Annotated in this window: 17 protein-coding genes; 8 read left to right on the top strand and 9 right to left on the bottom strand. The window is 68.6% G+C overall.

Annotated features, from left to right (window positions below; genetic code table 11):
* Window positions 1-696, top strand: a complete 696-nt coding sequence (gene urtE, locus FHS00_RS07595; protein ID WP_183471467.1) for an urea ABC transporter ATP-binding subunit UrtE — start codon at window positions 1-3, stop codon at window positions 694-696.
* Window positions 697-700: 4 nt separating this feature from the next.
* Here the strand turns inward: urtE and FHS00_RS07600 are convergent, their stop codons facing one another.
* A complete protein-coding gene (locus FHS00_RS07600; RefSeq protein WP_183471469.1) occupies window positions 701-2,155 on the bottom strand; it encodes a DUF2252 domain-containing protein in 1,455 nt (484 codons plus the stop codon).
* 135 nt (window positions 2,156-2,290) lie between these two features.
* Between FHS00_RS07600 and xylA the strand changes: the two genes are divergently transcribed.
* The gene (gene xylA, locus FHS00_RS07605) at window positions 2,291-3,598 is read left to right on the top strand and encodes a xylose isomerase (RefSeq protein WP_183471471.1); all 1,308 of its coding nucleotides are present in this window, start codon (window positions 2,291-2,293) and stop codon (window positions 3,596-3,598) included.
* Window positions 3,599-3,614: 16 nt separating this feature from the next.
* On the opposite strand, the gene FHS00_RS07610 is transcribed toward xylA, so the two are convergent.
* Window positions 3,615-4,229: a DedA family protein gene (locus FHS00_RS07610; protein WP_183471473.1), complete on the bottom strand. Its 615-nt coding sequence runs from the start codon at window positions 4,227-4,229 to the stop codon at window positions 3,615-3,617.
* Window positions 4,226-4,594 carry a hypothetical protein gene (locus tag FHS00_RS07615; protein ID WP_183471475.1) on the bottom strand — a complete coding sequence of 123 codons (369 nt, stop codon included), beginning with the start codon at window positions 4,592-4,594 and terminating at the stop codon, window positions 4,226-4,228. Before FHS00_RS07615 ends, FHS00_RS07610 begins: the two co-directional genes overlap by 4 nt.
* A gap of 450 nt (window positions 4,595-5,044) precedes the next feature.
* Between FHS00_RS07615 and bhcA the strand changes: the two genes are divergently transcribed.
* The 5 genes from bhcA (at window position 5,045) to FHS00_RS07640 (ending at window position 10,409) form a co-directional block, all read left to right on the top strand.
* Window positions 5,045-6,235 (top strand): L-aspartate--glyoxylate aminotransferase BhcA, encoded by a 1,191-nt coding sequence (bhcA, locus tag FHS00_RS07620; RefSeq protein WP_183471477.1) that lies wholly within the window; start codon window positions 5,045-5,047, stop codon window positions 6,233-6,235.
* The gene (gene bhcB / locus FHS00_RS07625) at window positions 6,235-7,218 is read left to right on the top strand and encodes a beta-hydroxyaspartate dehydratase BhcB (RefSeq protein ID WP_183471479.1); all 984 of its coding nucleotides are present in this window, start codon (window positions 6,235-6,237) and stop codon (window positions 7,216-7,218) included. Before bhcA ends, bhcB begins: the two co-directional genes overlap by 1 nt.
* An 11-nt stretch (window positions 7,219-7,229) precedes the next feature.
* Complete coding sequence (bhcC, locus tag FHS00_RS07630) at window positions 7,230-8,390, top strand: 3-hydroxy-D-aspartate aldolase BhcC (RefSeq protein ID WP_183471481.1); 1,161 nt, start codon at window positions 7,230-7,232, stop codon at window positions 8,388-8,390.
* 66 nt (window positions 8,391-8,456) lie between these two features.
* Window positions 8,457-9,422 (top strand): iminosuccinate reductase BhcD, encoded by a 966-nt coding sequence (gene bhcD / locus FHS00_RS07635; RefSeq protein ID WP_183471483.1) that lies wholly within the window; start codon window positions 8,457-8,459, stop codon window positions 9,420-9,422.
* Window positions 9,423-9,425: 3 nt separating this feature from the next.
* A complete protein-coding gene (locus FHS00_RS07640; RefSeq protein ID WP_183471485.1) occupies window positions 9,426-10,409 on the top strand; it encodes a type I glyceraldehyde-3-phosphate dehydrogenase in 984 nt (327 codons plus the stop codon).
* 97 nt (window positions 10,410-10,506) lie between these two features.
* Here the strand turns inward: FHS00_RS07640 and FHS00_RS07645 are convergent, their stop codons facing one another.
* From FHS00_RS07645 to FHS00_RS07655, 3 genes are all read right to left on the bottom strand, one after another.
* Entirely contained in the window at window positions 10,507-11,958 is a 1,452-nt protein-coding gene (locus tag FHS00_RS07645; RefSeq protein WP_183471487.1) for an NCS1 family nucleobase:cation symporter-1, read from the bottom strand.
* 84 nt (window positions 11,959-12,042) lie between these two features.
* Window positions 12,043-13,425 carry an NCS1 family transporter gene (locus FHS00_RS07650; RefSeq protein ID WP_246391172.1) on the bottom strand — a complete coding sequence of 461 codons (1,383 nt, stop codon included), beginning with the start codon at window positions 13,423-13,425 and terminating at the stop codon, window positions 12,043-12,045.
* Window positions 13,426-13,449: 24 nt separating this feature from the next.
* Complete coding sequence (locus FHS00_RS07655) at window positions 13,450-14,148, bottom strand: aspartate/glutamate racemase family protein (RefSeq protein WP_183471489.1); 699 nt, start codon at window positions 14,146-14,148, stop codon at window positions 13,450-13,452.
* 126 nt (window positions 14,149-14,274) lie between these two features.
* Here FHS00_RS07655 and FHS00_RS07660 point away from each other — a divergent pair, with 126 nt between their 5' ends.
* Window positions 14,275-14,955: a GntR family transcriptional regulator gene (locus FHS00_RS07660; protein ID WP_183471491.1), complete on the top strand. Its 681-nt coding sequence runs from the start codon at window positions 14,275-14,277 to the stop codon at window positions 14,953-14,955.
* An 84-nt stretch (window positions 14,956-15,039) separates the two neighbouring features.
* On the opposite strand, the gene gcvP is transcribed toward FHS00_RS07660, so the two are convergent.
* From gcvP to gcvT, 3 genes are read right to left on the bottom strand one after another with little or no spacing between them, the layout of a single operon-like run.
* Complete coding sequence (gene gcvP, locus FHS00_RS07665) at window positions 15,040-17,880, bottom strand: aminomethyl-transferring glycine dehydrogenase (protein ID WP_183471493.1); 2,841 nt, start codon at window positions 17,878-17,880, stop codon at window positions 15,040-15,042.
* Window positions 17,881-17,896: 16 nt separating this feature from the next.
* Window positions 17,897-18,256 carry a glycine cleavage system protein GcvH gene (gcvH, locus tag FHS00_RS07670; protein WP_183471495.1) on the bottom strand — a complete coding sequence of 120 codons (360 nt, stop codon included), beginning with the start codon at window positions 18,254-18,256 and terminating at the stop codon, window positions 17,897-17,899.
* Between the two features lie 17 nt (window positions 18,257-18,273).
* Window positions 18,274-19,395 carry a glycine cleavage system aminomethyltransferase GcvT gene (gene gcvT / locus FHS00_RS07675; RefSeq protein WP_183471497.1) on the bottom strand — a complete coding sequence of 374 codons (1,122 nt, stop codon included), beginning with the start codon at window positions 19,393-19,395 and terminating at the stop codon, window positions 18,274-18,276.
* Window positions 19,396-19,582: the final 187 nt, after the last annotated feature.

The raw sequence follows: 19,582 nt of genomic DNA on the forward strand, positions 1-19,582 counted from the left end.
ATGCTCGAAGTGAACGGTCTCGACCTGCATTACGGACACAGCCAGATCCTCGACGCGGTCTCGCTCGAGGCGCGGCCCGGCGAGGTGACCTGCGTGATGGGCACCAATGGCGTCGGCAAGACCAGCCTGCTCAAGGCGCTGGCCGGGCGGCACCCGGCCAGTCGGGGCGAGATCCGGCTCGACGGCGACGCGGTCACCGGGCTGTCGGCCCATGCCAAGGCCCGGCGCGGCATCGGCTACGTGCCGCAGGGGCGCGAGGTGTTCCCGCTGCTGACGGTGCGCGAGAACCTCGAAACCGCCTTTGCCGGGCTGCCGCGCGCCGAACGCCGGGTGCCGGACGAGATCTTCGACCTGTTCCCGGTGCTGCACGAGATGCGGCATCGGCGCGGCGGCGACCTGTCGGGCGGGCAGCAGCAGCAGCTCGCCATCGCGCGGGCGCTGATCCTCAAGCCGCGGGTGCTGTTGCTCGACGAGCCGACCGAGGGCATCCAGCCCAACATCATCCAGCAGATCGGCCGGGTGATCGGCAAGCTGCGCGACCGGGGCGACATTGCGATCGTGCTGGTCGAGCAGTATTTCGACTTTGCCTACCAGCTCGCCGACCGCTTCGTGGTGATGCGGCGCGGCGCGGTGACGCTGTCGGGCGCGCGCGACGACGTGGCGCGCGAGCGGCTGCTTGCCGAGGTCTCGGTCTGAGCGCCTAGCGGTAGCTGCGGTTCATGTCCTCGAAGGCGCCGCGCGCGTGGTCGCGGCGGAACGCCTCGTGGTCGCGGGCGAGGCGTTCGCAGGCGGCCACGGCGAAATCGAGGATGTCGTCGATGAACAGCGCCTCGGGGCCGACCGCCTCGAGGATGCGCGGCTCGACGTCGTAATCGATCTGCCCGACCTCGTCCGAACGGGCATGGGCCAGCGCCAGCGCCCGGCCGCAGACCCGCGCATAGGCCTTCCACCCCTTCTTCGACAAATCGTCGAGATCCATGTCCTCGCGGAACGGCGCGCGTTCGCGGGTCATGAAGCTCTCGCCGTCCAGCTCGGCCGCGCCGTAGAACACGTCGCCTTGGGCAAGATGCACCGACTGGCCATGCGCGATACGGTCGCCGGTCTCGCCCGCGTCGAAGGGGCCGGAGGGCGCCAGCCCCTCGAGCGCCGAACGGCGGGCCTTCTTGAACTCGACGATCAGGTCGTCGGTGGCGTCGCCGGAAGGCCCCTCGAGCAGCACGTAGTAGCGCGGCAGGCCGAGCGAGGCGGTACCCTGACCGTGCCGGATCGCCACGTCCTTGACGGTGAGCCCCTCGGCCCGGCGCGAGCGGGCGACCCGTTCGCCCTGCGCCAGCCGGTCAATCTGTTCCTGGAACTCGGGGACGCGGCGCGAGACCGGGGTCAGCTCCTCATTGGCGCGAAAGCCGCGCCCGGTCTCGTCGAGATAGCGGTCGGACAGCCATTCGGCGCGGGGCTTGCGGGCTTCCTCGAACAGCGCGCGGATGATCTTGGGGCTGTTGTCGGCGCGCAGCTCCTCGTCGTCTTCGGTGCCGCGCGCGGCGTAGCGGCGCATCGCGTCGAGATAGCCCGCGACGAAGCAGCGCGCGATCTTGCGGCTGTGCTTGCGCTTGTGCCCGCCCATCTCCTCGGCGGCGAGCATGAAGCCAACCGCGCCGCGCTTGAGATCCCAGGTGAAGGGGCCGTAGGCCACGTCGTCGAAATCGTTGACGCCGAAGATCGGCACGTTGTCGGCATTGGGCATGATGCCGAAATTGCCGGGATGCACGTCGCCCAGCAGCAGCACCGTCGGCATCCGCGCATCCTCGCCCGCCATGTCGCGGTGGAACAGCAGCGAGGTGCCGCGAAAGAAGGCGAAGCGCGAGCCCGCGAGCTTGTCGAACTTCTCGCGCGCGCCCTGCGCGGCGCTGGCGATGCGGGTGGCGTGATCCTCGATGATGGTGTCGCGCACATGCAGGTGCCGGTCGAGTCCGTGCAGCTGGCCGGGCCGCATCACCGGCTCGCCCGCCGCGACCCGGCGCGCCAGCCCGCGGAACGCCTCGACGCGCGGGGCGAGCTCGGTGACCACCGGCCGGTCCGTCTTCCTGCCGCCGCCCTTCTTGGGGGTGGCGCGGCGCGATGCGCCCTTCGCCTTCTTCGCTGTGCCGCCATCCGCCATGATCGCCTCCGCGCCCGAACCCGAGCTTCAACGCCGCAGGCGGGGGGGCGGTTGCCGGGCGTGACAATCGCGCGGGCGGGCGACATGCTCCCGCCATCCGGGCCGGTCCGGCCCGCCAACAGACGAGACGACATCATGAGCACCGGTTTTTTCGACGGCATCGATCCCGTCCGGTTCCAGGGCGCCGGGTCCGACGACCCGCTGGCCTTTCGCCATTACGACCCCGACGAGATCGTCATGGGCAAGCGGATGGAGGAGCATCTGCGTTTCGGCGTGGCGTGGTGGCACAGCTTTGCGTGGGAGGGCGGCGATCCCTTCGGCGGCCGCACCTTCGAACGGCCCTGGCATCCGCAGGACAACATGGCCAACGCCCGGCTCAAAGCCGATGTCGCCTTCGAGATGTTCGAGATCCTGAACGTCCCGTTCTTCTGCTGGCACGATGTCGACCTGCGCCCCGACATGGGCAATTTCGCCGACAACCTCGCCACGTTGAACGAGATCACCGACTATATCGGCGACAAGATGGCCGCCTCGCGCACCCGCTGCCTGTGGGGCACCGCCAACATGTTCAGCCATGCCCGCTGGATGGCCGGGGCCGCGACCAACCCCGATCCGGAGGTCTTCGCCTTCGCTGCCGCGACGGTGAAATCCTGCCTCGACGCCACCCACAAGCTGGGCGGCGAGAACTACGTGCTGTGGGGCGGGCGCGAGGGCTACGAGACGCTGCTCAACACCGATATGGGCCGCGAGCTCGACCAGATGGGGCGCTTCCTCGCCATGGTGGTCGACTACAAGCACAAGATCGGCTTCGAGGGCCAGATCTTGGTCGAGCCCAAGCCGCAGGAGCCGTCCAAGCATCAGTATGATTTCGACGCCGCGACCTGCATAGGTTTCCTGCGCAAATACGGGCTGGAGGGCGAGGTGAAGCTCAATCTCGAGCAGGGGCACGCGATCCTCGCCGGTCACAGCTTCGAGCACGAGCTGGCGGTGGCGGCGAGCGAGGGGATGCTCGGCTCGATCGACATGAACCGCAACGACTACCAGTCGGGCTGGGACACCGACCAGTTCCCCAACAACGTGCCAGAGACGGCGCTGGCCTATTACCAGGTGATCCGGGCGGGCGGCTTCGGGAAAGGCGGCACCAATTTCGACGCCAAGCTGCGCCGGCAGTCGATCGGCCCCGAGGATCTGATCGCCGCCCATGTCGGCGGCATGGATGTCTGCGCCCGCGGCTTCAAGGCGGCGGCGGCGATGATCGAGGATGGCGGTCTCGAGGCGGCGCTGGCGGAGCGCTATGCCGGCTGGGACGGGGCCGAGGCCAAGGCGATGCTCGATGGCGACCTCGCCGCAATCTCGGAGCGGGTGCTGCGCGAGAACATCAACCCCGCGCCGCGCTCGGGCCGGCAGGAGCGGCTGGAGAACTACGTCAACCGCTTCGTCTGAGGCGAAAGGGCGGGGGTCAGGCCAGCTCGGCGCTGACCCGCCCGGCCTGTGCCCGCCAGGCGCGGAGCAGCCAGCCGCCCAGGCCCGCCACGGCGGCGACGGCGAGGATCAGCCCCAGCGCGTTGCCGATCAGCGCCGCGATCTCGGTGATGCGATGGGCGAAGACGTAGCCGAGCCCGGCATAGCCGGTGGCCCAGATCGCCCCGCCGGTCAGCGCCACCGCGCTGTAGCGTCCCCAGCGCAGCCCGAGCGCGCCGCACAGATAGGCGACATAGGGGCCGAGCGGGCTGAGCAGCGTCCGGCTGAGCAGCACCGCCCAGAGGCCGCGCCGGTCGATCAGCGCCTCGGCGCGGCCGATCACCGGCCCGGCGCGGCCGCGCCCGAGCCGGGCGATCACCGGCGCGCCGCCGAGCCGGGCGAGGTGATAGGCCGCCTGGTCGCCGATCACCTGACCCGCCAACACCGCGAGCAGCAGCTGCCACAGCGTCAGGTCGCCCGCCGCCGCGAAACCGCCGCCGGTCATCACCAGGATCGAGGCCGGGACCGGCAGCGCGAGGCAGGACAGCGCCACCGCGACGAGGATCAGCCAGAGCCCGTAGGTCGGCACCAGCGCCAGCAGCATCTCGGTCATGGCCGGTTCTCCCGCAGCAATGCGGCGGCGGCCGCGACCCGGTACTGCAGCTCGGCGAGCGTCAGCCCCTCGCGCGCCATCACCTCGGCCAGCGTGCGCGGCCCGGCATGGGGCGGGGTGTCGGGGTCGATGCCCATGAGTTCGAGCACCACCGGCTTGGGCAGGCCCCAGGCATGACCGACGAGGCGCGGCGACATCCACGGCTCGAGCGGGCGGTCATGCGCGACGGGGCCGAGCATCTGCAGCGCGTCCGAGATCAGCCCGGCCAGCAGCATCCCCAGCGCCACCAGCGCTACGGCCAGCAGCGCGATGACCACCGGGTGGCGGCGCAGCGCGTAGCGCAGGAACGCCCCGGCGCGGGTCATGCGCCCGCCAATGCGCCGGTCGCGCGGGCGCGGGCCGTCGCGGCGGGGGTCGCGGTGGTCATGCTCGGGTCATCCTTTGGTCGGGGCGCGGTCGCCGCGCGGCTGTCGGTGCCCAACATGTCATGCGTTTCGGTGCGGGGCGAGAGCCCTCCTGTCGCGGCACGTCGCAGGCCGCGGCTCCGGTTACGCCTTGCGACAAGTTCGGGCCGCCGCGCGGTGTCGAAGCCGGATGGCTGGCGGCGCGTCATCCGCGCCAGCGGGCGATCTTCAACGGGATGCAGAAAGTCATCACCGGAAAGGTGGAAACAGGGCGTCGCGGCATGAAAAATTCAAGTCACTGATATGGCGTATATTTTCCGATTAAAAAGAAAAAGAAAAACGATTTCAAAAATATATACCGGCGCCGATCCGCGTCCTAACCTGTCTCCAGATACTCCCATGGAGGATAGGATGAGCTTTCAGAACCCGGTCTTCATTCCAGGCCCGACCAACATGCCCGAGGTGCTGCGCCAGGCCTGTGACATGCCGACGATCGACCATCGCTCGCCGGTCTTCGGAAAGATCCTGCACCCCTGCCTCGACGGGGTCCGCCGCGTGCTGAAGTCGGAGAGCGCGCAGATCTTCATCTTTCCCTCCACCGGCACCGGCGGCTGGGAGACGGCGCTGACCAACACGCTCTCGCCGGGCGACGGCGTGCTGGCGGCGCGCAACGGGATGTTCAGCCATCGCTGGATCGACATGTGCCAGCGCCATGGGCTCGACGTCACGGTGGTCGAGGCCGGCTGGGGCGAGGGCATCCCCGCCGACCGCTACGAGGCGATCCTGCGCGCCGATGGCGGCCAACGGATCAAGGCGGTGCTCGCCACGCATAACGAGACCGCGACCGGGGTGCGCTCCGACATCGCGGCGCTGCGCCGCGCGCTCGACGCGGCCAAGCATCCGGCGCTGCTTTTCGTCGACGGGGTCAGCTCGATCGCCTCGATGGATTTCCGGTTCGACGAATGGGGCGTCGATGTCGCCGTGACCGGCAGCCAGAAGGGCTTCATGCTGCCCGCGGGTCTCGCCATCGTCGGCTTCTCCGGCAAGGCCATGTCGGCGGTCGAGACCGCCGGGCTGCCGCGCACCTTCTTCGACCTGCGCGACATGGCGCGGGGCTACGCCAATAACGGCTATCCCTATACGCCGCCGGTCGGCTTGATGAACGGGCTGAAGCTGTCGCTCGACATGCTGCTCGGAGAGGGGCTGGAGGAGGTCTATGCCCGTCACCACCGGATCGCCGAGGGCGTGCGCCGGGCGGTGGCGGCCTGGGGGCTGCGACCCTGCGCGGTGTCGCCCGATCTCTATTCCGACACGGTGACGGCGGTGCGGGTGCCCGAGGGCTTCGACGCGACCCGGATCGTCACAGTCGCGGCCGAACGTTACGGCATGGCTTTCGGCGTCGGGCTGGGCGAGGTTGCGGGCAAGGTGTTCCGGATCGGGCATCTCGGGTCGCTCACCGATGCGATGATGCTGTCGGGCCTCGGCGTGGCGGAGATGGTGATGGTCGATCTCGGCCTGCCGGTCCGGCTCGGCTCGGGCGTCGCGGCGGCGCAGGAATATTACCGCCATGGCGCGGCCCGGCAGACCGAGGCGGCGGCGTGATGAAGGACCATAGCGAGATGCACATCCCGACCTTTGACGACGTGATCGCGGCGCATGAGCGTATCCGCCCGCATGTCCACCGCACCCCGGTGCTGACCTCGTCCTACCTGAACGATCTTTCCGGCTGCGAGCTGTTCTTCAAATGCGAGAACTTCCAGAAGGCCGGGGCCTTCAAGGTGCGCGGCGCGTCGAACGCGGTCTTCGGCCTGTCGGACGCGCAGGCGGCGCGCGGGGTGGCGACGCACAGCTCGGGCAACCACGCGCTGTCGCTCAGCTACGCGGCCGGGCGGCGCGGCATCCCGTGCCACGTGGTCATGCCGCGCACCGCGCCGCAGGCCAAGAAGGACGCGGTGCGCGGCTATGGCGGCATCATCACCGAATGCGAGCCTTCGACCTCCTCGCGCGAGGAATACTTCGCCCGCGTCCAGCAGGAGACCGGCGCCGACTTCGTGCATCCCTACAACGATCCGCGGGTGATCGCGGGGCAGGGGACCTGCGCGTGCGAGCTAATGGAGCAGATGCAGGAAAGGGGCGGCGGCCTCGATTGCGTGGTCGCGCCGATCGGCGGCGGCGGCATGATCTCGGGCACCTGCCTGACCCTGTCGCGGATTGCGCCCGAGGTGAAAATCTACGCCGCCGAGCCCGAGCAGGCCGATGATGCGGCGCGCAGCTTCCGCGCCGGTCACATCATCGCCGACGACGCGCCCGAGACCGTGGCCGACGGGCTGAAGGTGCCGCTCAAGGATCTGACCTGGCACTTCGTGTCGCGCCACGTGACCGACATCCTCACCGCTTCCGAGCAGGAGATCGTCGATGCGATGGAGCTGATCTGGAAGCGCATGAAGATCGTGATGGAGCCGTCGAGCGCGGTGCCGCTCGCCACCATCCTGAAGAATCCGGACGTCTTCGCGGGAAAGCGCGTGGGCGTCGTCATCACCGGCGGCAATGTCGATCTCGGCAAGCTGCCCTGGATGCAGAAATGAAAGGCCACGCCATGAAAGACCTGAACCTTGACGAGCTCGATGTCGGCTTCGATGTGCCCGCCGTGCCGGGCATGGACGAGAGCGAGATCCAGACGCCCTGCCTGATCCTCGATCTCGACGCGCTGGAGCGCAACATCAGGAAGATGGGCGACTATGCCCGCGCGCATGGCATGCGCCACCGCAGCCATGGCAAGATGCACAAGTCGGTCGACGTGCAGAAGCTGCAGGAGAGCCTCGGCGGCGCGGTCGGGGTCTGCTGCCAGAAGGTGTCGGAGGCCGAGGTTTTCGTGCGCGGCGGCATCGAGGACGTGCTGGTCTCGAACCAGGTGCGCGATCCGGCCAAGATCGACCGGCTGGCCCGGCTGCCGAAATTCGGATCGAAAATCACCGTCTGCGTCGACGACGTGGCCAACGTGGCCGAGCTGTCGACGGCGGCCGAGAAGCACGGCACCACCCTCCACTGCTTCGTCGAGATCGACTGCGGCGCCGGGCGTTGCGGCGTGACGACGACCCCGGCGGTGGTCGAGATCGCGCGCGCGATCGCCGCCGCGCCGGGGCTGAACTTCGCCGGCATCCAGGCCTATCAGGGCGCGATGCAGCATCTCGACAGCTATGCCGAGCGCAAGGCCAAGCTCGACGCCGCGATCGCCCAGGTGCGCGACGCCGTCGACGCGCTGACCGAAGTGGGGCTGAAGCCCGAATTCGTCTCGGGCGGCGGCACCGGCAGCTATTACTTCGAGAGCAATTCGGGCCTCTACAACGAGCTGCAATGCGGCTCCTACGCCTTCATGGATGCCGATTACGGCCGCATCCACGACAAGAACGGCAAGCGTATCGACCAGGGCGAATGGGAGAACGCGCTGTTCATCCTGACCTCGGTGATGAGCCATGCCAAGGCGGACAAGGCAATCGTCGATGGGGGTCTCAAGGCGCAATCGGTCGATAGCGGTTTGCCGGTCATCTTCGGGCGCGCGGATGTCGAGTACGTCAAATGCTCGGACGAGCATGGCGTCGTGGCCGACCCGAAGGGCGTGCTCGCGATCAACGAGAAGCTGCGGCTGGTGCCGGGCCATTGCGACCCGACCTGCAACGTGCACGATTGGTATGTCGGCGTGCGCGGCGGCAAGGTCGAGACGCTCTGGCCGGTCTCGGCCCGCGGCAAGGCCTACTGAGCTTCGGCAAGCAGATCGCCGGAGGCGCCCGCGCCTCCGGCCCGGACAAACGACAGGACGCATTTCATGATCATCGTGCCCGAAGCGGTTATCGCCGATCTCATCACCCCGGAAGCGAGCTTCGATGCGGTCGAGAAGGTATTCGCCTCCATGGCCGCGAAATCGGCCAGCAATTTCCCGGTCATCCGCGAGGCGATCGGCCATGCCGACGCGCTCTACGGCTTCAAGTCGGGCTTCGACCGCGCCGCGTTGAACCTCGGGCTGAAATCCGGTGGCTACTGGCCGGGCAATGCCGAGAAGGGCCTGACCAATCACCAATCGACCGTGTTCCTGTTCGACGCCGACACCGGCAGATGCCGCGCCGTGGTCGGGGGCAACCTGCTGACCGCGTTGCGCACCGCCGCCGCCGCCGCCGTCTCGGTGGCGCATCTGGCGCGCCCAGACGCGCGCGTGCTCGGCATCGTCGGTGCCGGCCACCAGGCCGCGTTCCAGCTGCGCGCGGTCGCGGCGCAGCGCGATTTCGCGCGCGTGGTGGCGTGGAACCGCAGCCCCGCGAAGCTCGACCGGCTCGCGGCGGTGGCGGCGGAGCTGGGCCTGCCCTTCGAGAGCGTCAGCCTCGACGATCTGGGCGCGCAGGCGGATGTCATCGTCACCATCACCTCGAGCTTCGACGCGATCCTGCGGGCCGATCAGGTCAGGCCGGGCACGCATCTGGCCTGCATGGGCACCGACACGCGCGGCAAGCAGGAGATCGAGGCAGCGCTGCTGGCGCGGGCGCGTGTCTTCACCGACGAGGTCGCGCAATCGATCAGCATCGGCGAGGCGCAGCACGCGGTCGCCGGAGGGAGCCTTCGCGCGGACGAGATCACCGAGCTGGGCGCGGTGATCAACGGCCGCCACGGCGGCCGCACCTCGGCCGAGGAGATCACGCTGTTCGACGGCACCGGCGTCGGGCTGCAGGACCTCGCCGTGGCGGCCGCGGTGGTCGATCTCGCGGTGGAGAGGGGCGTCGCCATCGACGTCGACTTCTGAGCCATGGCCCTGCGCGTCGCCATCAACGGCTTTGGCCGGATCGGCCGCACCATCCTGCGGCTGCTGAGCACGCAGCGGCAGGCGGACGGCATCGAGATCGCCTGCATCAACGACATCGCGCCGCTCGACACCTGCGCCTATCTGTTCGAGTTCGACAGCGTGTTCGGGCCGTTTCCGGGCCGGGTCGAGGCGGGTGAGGAGGTGCTCGCGGTTGATGGGCGGGCGATCCCGTTTCATCGCGAGACAGACCTGTCGCGGCTCGATCTGGCGGGCGTCGACGTGCTGCTCGAATGCACGGGTCACGCCAATGATCCGGCGGTGGCGGCACGCGGGCTCGCGGCGGGGGCGCGGCGGGTGCTGATCTCAGGGCCGTCCGACGCCGCCGAGGCGACCGTGGTGCTCGGCGCCAACGAAGCGGTTCTCGCCGATCAGCGCATCCTGTCCTGCGGCTCCTGCACGACCAACGCGCTGGCGCCGCTGCTCCGGCTGCTCGACGATCTATTTGGCGTCGAGAGCGGCCACATGACGACGATCCACTGCTATACCGGGGCGCAGCCGACGGTCGACGCGCCGCGCGGCGATCCGGCGCGCAGCCGGGCGGCGGCGCTGTCGATGGTGCCGACCACATCGAGCGCGATGCGGCTCACCGACACGGTGCTGCCGCAGCTCGCCGGGCGCATTACCGGGGCGGCGCTGCGGGTGCCGGTGGCCAGCGTCTCGGCGGTGGATCTCACCGTGCGCCTGCGCGACCGGCGCGATGTCGATACGAGGCTGCGCGCCGGCGTGGCGGCCTCCGAGGTGATGGGCTGGACCGATCGGCCGCTGGCCTCGACCGATCTGCGGGCGCGGCCGGAATCGCTGGTGCTGGCCGGGCCCGAGACGCTGCACGGCCCCGACATGACCCGCATCCTGGGCTGGTACGACAACGAGTGGGGCTTTTCGAACCGGATGATCGACCTGGCACTGCGCATGGCCCTGCGGCCCTAGCCGGGCGATTGGCTTGCGCGGCAGGCGTTGAAAGCTTCCGATGAATGGCGAAAGGGCGGCGGTCATCCCGCCGCCCTTCTTATTGGCCCGGATGCGCTCAGGTGGCGCGGGGCTGCGGCGCGCGGCGGCGCGACAGCGCGAGGTGCAGCACCCCGCCCAGGGCCGCGCCGAAGATCCAGCCGAAGCCCGAGAGCTGCGCCAGCGCCGGCAGCCAGACCGTGCCGGTCGAGAACACCGCCGCCACCGCAAAGGCGATGATCGCGTCCCGGTTCCAGCCCGCATCGTAGTAATAGCGTCCCGAGGGGTCGTTGCTGAACAGGTCGTCCACCGACAGCTCGCCGCGCTGCACGAGGTAGTAGTCGACGACGAGGATGCCGTAGAGCGGTGCCAGCAGCGCGCCCAGCGTGTCGACGAAGCCGGTGATGCCGATCTTCGAGATCAGGCTGACCCAGAGCGCGCCGATGAAGAAGGCGATCAGCGCGGTGATCACGCCGCCCGCCTTGGCGCTGATCCGCTCCGGCGCGAGGTTGGCGATGTCGTAGGCCGGCGGGATGAAGTTGGCCACTAGGTTGATGCCGACGGTCGCCGCAAAGAAGGTGATGGCGGCGATCACTGTGAGCGCGAGGTTGTCGACCCGCTCGACGATCTCGGCGGGGTTGGTCAGCGCCTCGCCGAACAGCACCACCGTGCCGGCGGTGACGAACAGCGCGATGAAGGAGAACACCGCGATCGAGACCGGCAGGCCCCAGAAATTGCCGCGCTTCATCGCGCTCTCGCTCTTCACGAAGCGGGAGAAGTCGCCGAAGTTGATCACCACGGCGGCGAAGTAGGCGATCATCGTGCCGATCACCGCGAGGAAGGCCATCACCGGCCCCGGCCCGACGACCTCGGCGCGCCCTTCGAAGATCGAGCCGAGCGCCGGGAATATGGCGTTGCCGGCCTTGGCCCAGATCACCAGCATCAGCGCGATCATCACCACGTAGACGAAGGGTCCGGCCCAGTTCAGGAAGCGGCCGATCCAGTCGATGCCCTTCATGAACAGCGCCACCTGGAAGACGCAGACGATCAGGTAGCTGAGCCAGCCCACGGCGGTCATGCCGAGGAACTCCGCCCCGCCCTCGAGCCCGAGCAGCGCGTTCAGCAGCAGCGCCACGGCGGTCGAGGCGAAGTAGGTCTGCACCCCGTACCAGAAGATCGCGACGACGCCGCGCACCAGCGCCGGGAACTTGGCGCCCTGCACCCCCATCGCGGCGCGGGCGATGACCGGGTAGGGCACGCCGTAGCGCACGCTCGGCCGGCCGGTGAGGTTGACCAGCCACATCACGATCGCGCCGGCGATCACGATGGCGGCGAACACCGCCCAGCCGTTCAGCCCGTAGGACAGGAACAGCGAGGCGGCGAGGGTGTAGCCGAACAGGCTCTGGATGTCGTTGTTCCAGACGTTGAAGATTTCGAAGGCGCCCCAGCCGCGCTTGTCTGAGGGCAGCGGCGCGAGGTCGGCGTTGTGCAGCCCGGCATCGGGCGCGCGGCGCAGATCTGTGTCGATCATCGGAATTTCCCTGTTGAGATGGCGGCCGACCCTCTGGCGGGCCGGTCCGGTCATGCGCGGCCCGGGCGGGCCGCGCCGCAAGTCTCAGCGGTCCATGAAGCGCTGCGCGGCCGGCAGGTGCCGCATCAGCAACCAGTAGGCGATCCCGGCGGGCAGAAGACTGGCGTACCAGGAAACGCTCGAGAAGATCAGCGCCGCGACCACGCCGATGGCCATCGCGATGACGGCGGCCCAGTTGGTACCCGCATAGGGCCCGGCCTCGTCGTAGAGCTTGCCGAGATCGAGCTCCTGGCGGCGCAGCACGAAGTAGTCGACCACCAGGATCGCGAAGATCGGCCCGAGGAAGGCGCTGTAGGTGCGGATGAACAGCCCCAGCCCGTCGGCGCTCTCGTCCTTGACCAGCTCCCAGGGGAAGGTGGCGAAGGCCAGCAGGCCGACGATGACGGCGGAGGTCCTGAAGTTGATCTTGAAGACGTCCATCAGCGCGTAGGCCGGGGGCACCACGTTGTTGAGAATGTTGGTCGTCACCTGGGCGAAGGCAATGAACAGCAGGGTGATGACCAGGAGCGGCTTGTTGTCGACCGCGCTGGAGAAGACCTTGATCGGGTCGACCTCGCCAGTGGCGCCCGAAACCATCAGGCCGATCATTCCCATGAACAGCGTCGCGGGCAGGATCGAGTTGGCGTAGATCGCGACTTGCCGGAACGGGCCGACATCGCGCTTGAGTTCGCGCGCATAGTCCGAGACGTTGAGCATCATGGTCGAGTAGATGCCCAAAAACAGCATCGTCGCCGACCAGAAGGGCGCGCCCCAGGTGCCCTCGACGTTGATCAGGTTGGCCGAGATCTCGTCGCCATATTTGCCGATCACGCTGAAGAACATGTAGATCAGCGATCCGATGATGAAGACCGAGCCGATGTTCTCGAGCCACTTGATGCCGTGGAAGCCCAGCACCGACAGGCCGATCTGCAGGAACTGGAAGCCCACGAAGAACAGCACCATGTTGTCGTAGCCGAACAGCGTCGCCGAGACGAGGTTGAGCGCGCCGGCACCGATCCAGCTCTGGAAGCCGTACCAGACGATCGCGGGCACCGAGCGGACGAGGGCGGGAATGCGGGTGCCGGTGAAGCCGAAGGCCGAGCGGGCCTGCACCATGAAGGGGATGCCGTAGCGATGCCCGGCCATGCCGTTGATCATCAACGCGAGGCCGATCACCGTGCAGCCGATGGCGATCGCCACGACGGTCTGCAGCAGGTTCAGCGTGCCCACCAGCCCCGAGCCGATGGTGAAGGTGCCGATCGAGACGCAGCCCCCCAGCCAGGCGAAGAGATAGGACCAGCTGCCCATGATCCGGGTCTGCTGCGGCGCGAGGCTCTCCTCCCCGAGGCCCTTGCCGCCCTGATCGATCCGGTCGTCGGCGAGGGGTGCGCCTCCCGCCACGCCCTCCAGTTCTGCTTGCATCGTCATCTTTCCCCTCCCTTGAATATATGACTATTTGGCGATCGGTGTCGCGTAGGCATTGACCTTGCTGGTGGCGAGGCCGGCGCCGACCAGCGCCTCGATCATCCGCGTGGCGACGGTGACGCCGTCGATCACCGGAATGCCGGTCTCCTCGCTGAGCGAACGGGCGAGATCCGACATGCCGGCGCAGCCCAGAACCACCGCCTCGCAGCGATCCTCCTCGACGGCGCGCAGGATCTCGTCGCGGATCCGGGCACGGGCGTTCGAGCCGGCCTCCTCCAGCGCCAGCACCGGGATCTCGGCGGAGCGGACGCGGCGGCACTGGTGCGACAGGCCGTAGCCATGCACCAGCCGCTCGATCACCGGCACCGAGCGCGGCAGCGTGGTCACGACGCTGAAGGAGGTGGCGATCATGCTCGCCGCCTTCACCGCCGCCTCGCAGATGCCGAGCACCGGGCCGGAAGCCACCTCGCGGCAGGCACCGATGCCGGGATCGTCGAAGCAGGCGACGACAACCCCGTCGATGCCGCGCGCCTCGTGCGCGCGGATCTCGGCCAGCAGGCCGGGCACCGACATCGCCTCGTCGTGATGCCCCTCGATGCTGGCGGGGCCGCCCTTGGCGGTGGCGCCGTGGATCGTGACCCCGGCGCCCGCCACGGCGCGGGCCGAGGTCAGGATCTTGTCGGTCATCGACGCGGTGGAGTTGGGATTTACGACCAGAATCTGCATGGGGCACCTATTGTTTTCCAAGATTGTTAACAATAGATGTTATTCAGTCAACAAAATCTTGCAGCCAAAGCCGCGCCAAGGCGCCTCGCGCTTGTTTGCAAAAGGCAAAAACTTTAGATCCGGCGGATGAACAGCGCACCCGAAGACCAGATCGTCACCTCCGTGCTCGACGCCATCGCCGAGCAGCGGCTGCCCGCGGGGACCAAGCTCGGCGAGCAGGCGCTGAGCGATCTGTTCGGCTGCAACCGCGCCAATGTCCGGCGCGCCTTTGCGGCGCTGGCGGCGCAGGCGGTGGTGGAGCTGCGCCCCAACCGCGGCGCCTTCGTCGCCACGCCCTCGCCCGAGGAGGCGCGTGACGTGTTCCAGGCGCGGCGCACGATCGAGGACACCGTTGCCCGGCATGCCAGCGGCAAGGCCACCCCCGAGGACATCGCCTTTCTGCGTCGAGCTATCCGCGAAGAGCGCGAGGCGCGCGAGCAACACGACAAACCGCGCGAGCTGCGGCTGTCGCGGCAGTTCCACATGCGGCTGGCCGAGATCGCGGGCAACAAGGTGCTGGAGCGGTTCCTGTCCGAGCTGACGATGCGCTCGACCCTGATCCTCGGGCTCTACGGCACCAAGGGGCGGGTGCTGTGCGGCGACGAGGAGCATGGCGAGATCGTCGACGCGCTGGAGGCGGGGGATACCGACCGGCTGCGCGGGCTGATGGACCGGCACCTGCGCCATCTCGAGGGCGGGCTGCAGTTCGACAGCCCCCCACCGAGCCATCTCAGCCTGCGCGAGCAGCTGCTGACCGGCCAGTCCTGACGACGGGTTGTCGCTCAGCCGCGATGGCGGCTCGAGAGCGGCGTTCGAGGGAGATGGCGACCGACCGTGGCGGGTCGTGCCCCGTCAGGTGGCGTCGCCGTAATCGCTCATCGGCGGGCAGGTGCAGCTCAGATTGCGGTCGCCCCAGGCGTTGTCGACCCGGTTCACCGGGGGCCAGTACTTGTCGACCCTGAAGGCGCCGGGCGGGAAACAACCGGTCTCGCGCGAATAGGGCCGGTCCCAGTCGCGGACCAGATCCTCCATCGTGTGCGGCGCGTTCTTGAGCGGGTTGTTGGCCCGGTCGGCGCGCCCGGCCTCGATCTCGGCGATTTCGGCGCGGATCGCCAGCATCGCGTCGCAGAAGCGGTCGAGCTCGGCCTTGGTCTCGGACTCGGTCGGCTCGATCATCAGCGTGCCGGCCACCGGCCAGCTCATGGTCGGGGCGTGAAAGCCGCAATCGACCAGCCGCTTGGCGATGTCGTCGACGGTGACGTCGGCGCTCTTGGCGAAGGGGCGGGTGTCGATGATGCATTCATGCGCGACCCGGCCCGATGGGCCCTTGTAGAGCACCTCGAACGCGCCTTCGAGCCGCCGGGCGATGTAGTTGGCGTTGAGGATCGCGACCCGGGTCGCCTGGGTCAGCCCGGCGCCGCCCATCATCAGGCAGTAGGCCCATGAGATCGGCAGCAGGGAGGGCGAGCCGAAGGGTGCCGCCGAGACCGCGCCCTCGCCGCCGACCGGATCGCCGGGCAGGTGGTCGACGAGGTGGCGCTTGACGCCGATCGGCCCCATGCCGGGACCGCCGCCGCCATGCGGGATGCAGAAGGTCTTGTGCAGGTTGAGATGGCTGACGTCGCCGCCCAGATCGCCGGGCCGCGACAGGCCGACCATGGCGTTCATGTTGGCGCCGTCGATATAGACCTGCCCGCCCTGCTCGTGGGTGATCCGGCAGACCTCGGTCACGGTCTCCTCGAACACGCCATGGGTCGAGGGGTAGGTGATCATGCAGGCGGCGAGCCTGTCGGCATGCTGTTCGGACTTGGCGCGGAAGTCGTCGAGGTCGATGTCGCCATTCGTGGCCGTCTTGACCGGCACCACCTGCCAGCCGACCATCTGCGCCGTGGCCGGGTTGGTGCCATGCGCCGACATCGGGATCAGGCAGATGTCGCGGTGCCCCTGGCCTTGCGCGCGGTGATAACCGGCGATGGTCAACAGCCCGGCATATTCGCCCTGCGCGCCGGAGTTGGGCTGCATCGAGATCGCGTCATAGCCGGTCACCTCGCACAGCTTGGCCGAGAGATCCTCGATCATCTCCATGTAGCCCGCCGCCTGGTCGCGCGGCGCGTAGGGGTGCACCAGCGCGAACTCGTCCCACGTCACCGGCATCATCTCGGCCGCGGAGTTGAGCTTCATGGTGCAGGAGCCGAGCGGAATCATCGCCCGGTCGAGGGCGAGGTCGCGATCCGACAGGCGCCGCATGTAGCGCATCATCTCTGTCTCGGCCCGGTTCATGTGAAAGACCGGGTGGGTGAGGTAGTCGGACTGGCGCAACAGCGCCTCGGGCAGCCTGTAGCGCGGCGTGAAATCCGTGTCCTCGCGCTCGATGCCGAAGGCCCGCCAGACCGCCTCGATGGTGGCCGGGCGGGTCCGCTCGTCGAGCGCGATGCCGATCCGGGAACTGCCGACGCGGCGCAGGTTGATGCCCTCGTCCACCGCGGATTTGAGCACCGCCGACTGCAGCGCGCCGACTTCGACGGTGATCGTGTCGAAGAAGCTCTCGGGCTCTACCTCGAAGCCCGCCTCGCGCAGCCCCTCGGCGAGGCGCACCGTCTTGCGGTGGATCCGCTGGGCGATCGCCTTGAGGCCCTGTGGCCCGTGAAAGACCGCATAGAAGCCCGCCATCACCGCCAGCAGCGCCTGCGCCGTGCAGACGTTGGAGGTCGCCTTCTCGCGGCGGATATGCTGCTCGCGGGTCTGCAACGCCAGCCGGTAGGCGCGGTTGCCATGGCTGTCGATCGAGACGCCGACGATGCGGCCGGGCATGGCCCGGGTATAGGCCTGCCGGGTCGCCATGTAGGCGGCGTGCGGGCCGCCGTAACCCACCGGCACGCCGAAGCGCTGGGTGCTGCCCACCGCGATGTCGGCGCCCATCGCGCCCGGCTCCTTGAGCAGGGTCAGCGCCAGCGGATCGGCGGCGACGATGCCGATCGCCGCACGGGCGTGCAGCCGCTCCATCTGGGGCGTGACGTCGCGCAGCCGGCCATGGGTGCCGGGATACTGGAAGATCGCGCCGAACACCGCCTCGGGGTCGAACGCGTCCGGGTCGCCGACGATGATCTCGATCCCCAGCGGGGCGGCGCGGGTCTTCATCACGGCGATGTTCTGCGGGTGGCAGTTCTCGTCGACGAAGAAGCCGCGCGCCTTCGATTTCGCGACCCGCTGCGCCATGGTCATCGCCTCGGCGCAGGCGGTCGCCTCGTCGAGCAGCGAGGCGTTGGCGATCTCGAGTCCGGTCAGGTCCGACACCATGGTCTGGAAGTTCAGCAGCGCCTCCAGCCGGCCCTGGCTGATCTCGGGCTGGTAGGGCGTGTAGGCGGTGTACCAAGCCGGGTTTTCGAGGATGTTGCGCTGGATCGCCGGCGGGGTGACCGTGCCGTGATAGCCCTGTCCGATCAGCGAGGTGAGCACCCTGTTCTTGCCCGCGGTGACCTTCATGCGGTGCAGAAGCTCGCTCTCCGACAGCGGCTTGCCGAAATCGAGCGGCTTGGCCTGCCGGATCTTGGCGGGGAGCGTGTCGTCGATCAGCGCCTCGAGGCTCTCGGCCCCGACGATTTCCAGCATCTGCGCCATCTCCGCCGGAGAGGGGCCGATATGGCGCCGGTTGGCGAAGTCGTAGGGGAGGTAATCGGTCGGGGTGAAGGTCATCGCGGGCTCCCGGGGCTCAGCCGATCAGGGCGGTATAGGCGGCTTCGTCCATGCAATCGTCCATCTGGGACGGGTCGGAAGGCCGGATCTTGAAGAACCATCCCGCGCCAGTGGCGTCCTGGTTGGCGAGGGCCGGGTTCGCGGCGAGCTCTTCGTTGACCTCGACGATCTCGCCGTCGATCGGCGCCATGATCTCGGAGGCGGCCTTGACGCTCTCGATCACCACGATCTCGTCGCCCTTGGAAACCGTGGCGCCGACCTCGGGCAGTTCGACGAAGACGATGTCGCCGAGCTGGGTGGTGGCGTGCTGGGTGATGCCCACGGTGACGATGTCGCCCTCGGGGCGCAGCCATTCGTGCTCTTGGGTGTATTTCATCGAAGTCTCCCTTTGGGTCAGCGTTTGAAATTCGCGGGGGTGAAGGGCAGGGCGGTGACCGTGAGCGGCAGGCGTTTGCCGCGCAGTTCGCCATGGACGGTGGTGCCCGGCGTGGCCAGTTCGACGGGCAGGTAACCCATCGCCACCGGGCCGCCGACGGTCGGGCCGAAGCCGCCGGAGGTGATCCGGCCCGTCGGCGTTTCCGCTTCGGCATCGGCAAAGAGCGTCACCCCTTCGCGCATCGGCGCGCGGCCCTCGGGGCGCAGGCCGACGCGTTTGCGAGGCGGGCCCTCGGCGAGCTGCGACAGGATGGTCTCTGCCCCGGGAAAGCCGCCCTCGCGCGCGCCACCCTGCCGCCGCAGCTTTTGAATCGACCAGCCGAGATCGGCCTCCACGGGGGTCGTGTCCTCGTCGATGTCGTGGCCATGGAGACAAAGCCCGGCCTCGAGCCGCAGGCTGTCGCGCGCGCCCAGCCCGATCGGGGCCACCTCCTCATGCGCCAGCAGCTTTCGCGCCAGCTCTTCCGACTGGTCCGCCGGGACCGAGAGTTCGAAGCCGTCCTCGCCGGTATAGCCCGAGCGCGACACCCAGCAGTCGACCCCGTCGATCCGCAGCGAGGCCACATCCATGAACCGCATCCCGGCGACCTCGGGCGCAAGGGGCGCCAGCACCTTTTCGGCCGCGGGCCCCTGCAGGGCGAGCAGCGCGCGGTCGGGGATCTCGGTGATCTCGACGCCGTCCATCCGCGCGCGCAAATGCGCGAGATCGTCGGCCTTGCGCGCGGCATTGACGACGAGGAACAGGTGATCGCCCCGGTTAGCCAGCATCAGGTCGTCGAGAATGCCGCCCTCATCGGAGGTGAGCAGGCCGTAACGCTGCCGGTTCTCCGTCAGCCCTAGGATATCCGCCGGGATCAGCGCTTCGAGCGCCCGCGCCGCGTCGGCATAGCCATCGCCCCGGATCACGACCTGGCCCATATGGCTCACATCGAACAGGCCGGCATGGGCGCGCGTGTGCTGGTGTTCCTGCATCACGCCCATCGGGTATTGCACCGGCAGCTCGTAGCCGGCGAAGGAGACCATCTTTGCCCCCAGTTCGAGGTGCAGCGCGTGCAGCGGCGTGCGTCGCGGATCGGGCATGTCGGTGTCCTCTTTCAGCCAGTTGGCCGCAATCGGGAAATCGCGCCGGGACACCCTAGCGCGAAATCCAAAATTTTTTCAGATCTTGCGTGGGTTACGTTCCATGGGCGGAAACAGGCCGAACCCGGTCGTCACCCCTGCCTGCGAGGAGCGGCGCCGGGCCCGCCGGTTCGGGGACATGCGCGCG

It is taken from the genome of Limimaricola variabilis (genome assembly GCF_014195545.1).
Taxonomy (GTDB): domain Bacteria; phylum Pseudomonadota; class Alphaproteobacteria; order Rhodobacterales; family Rhodobacteraceae; genus Limimaricola; species Limimaricola variabilis.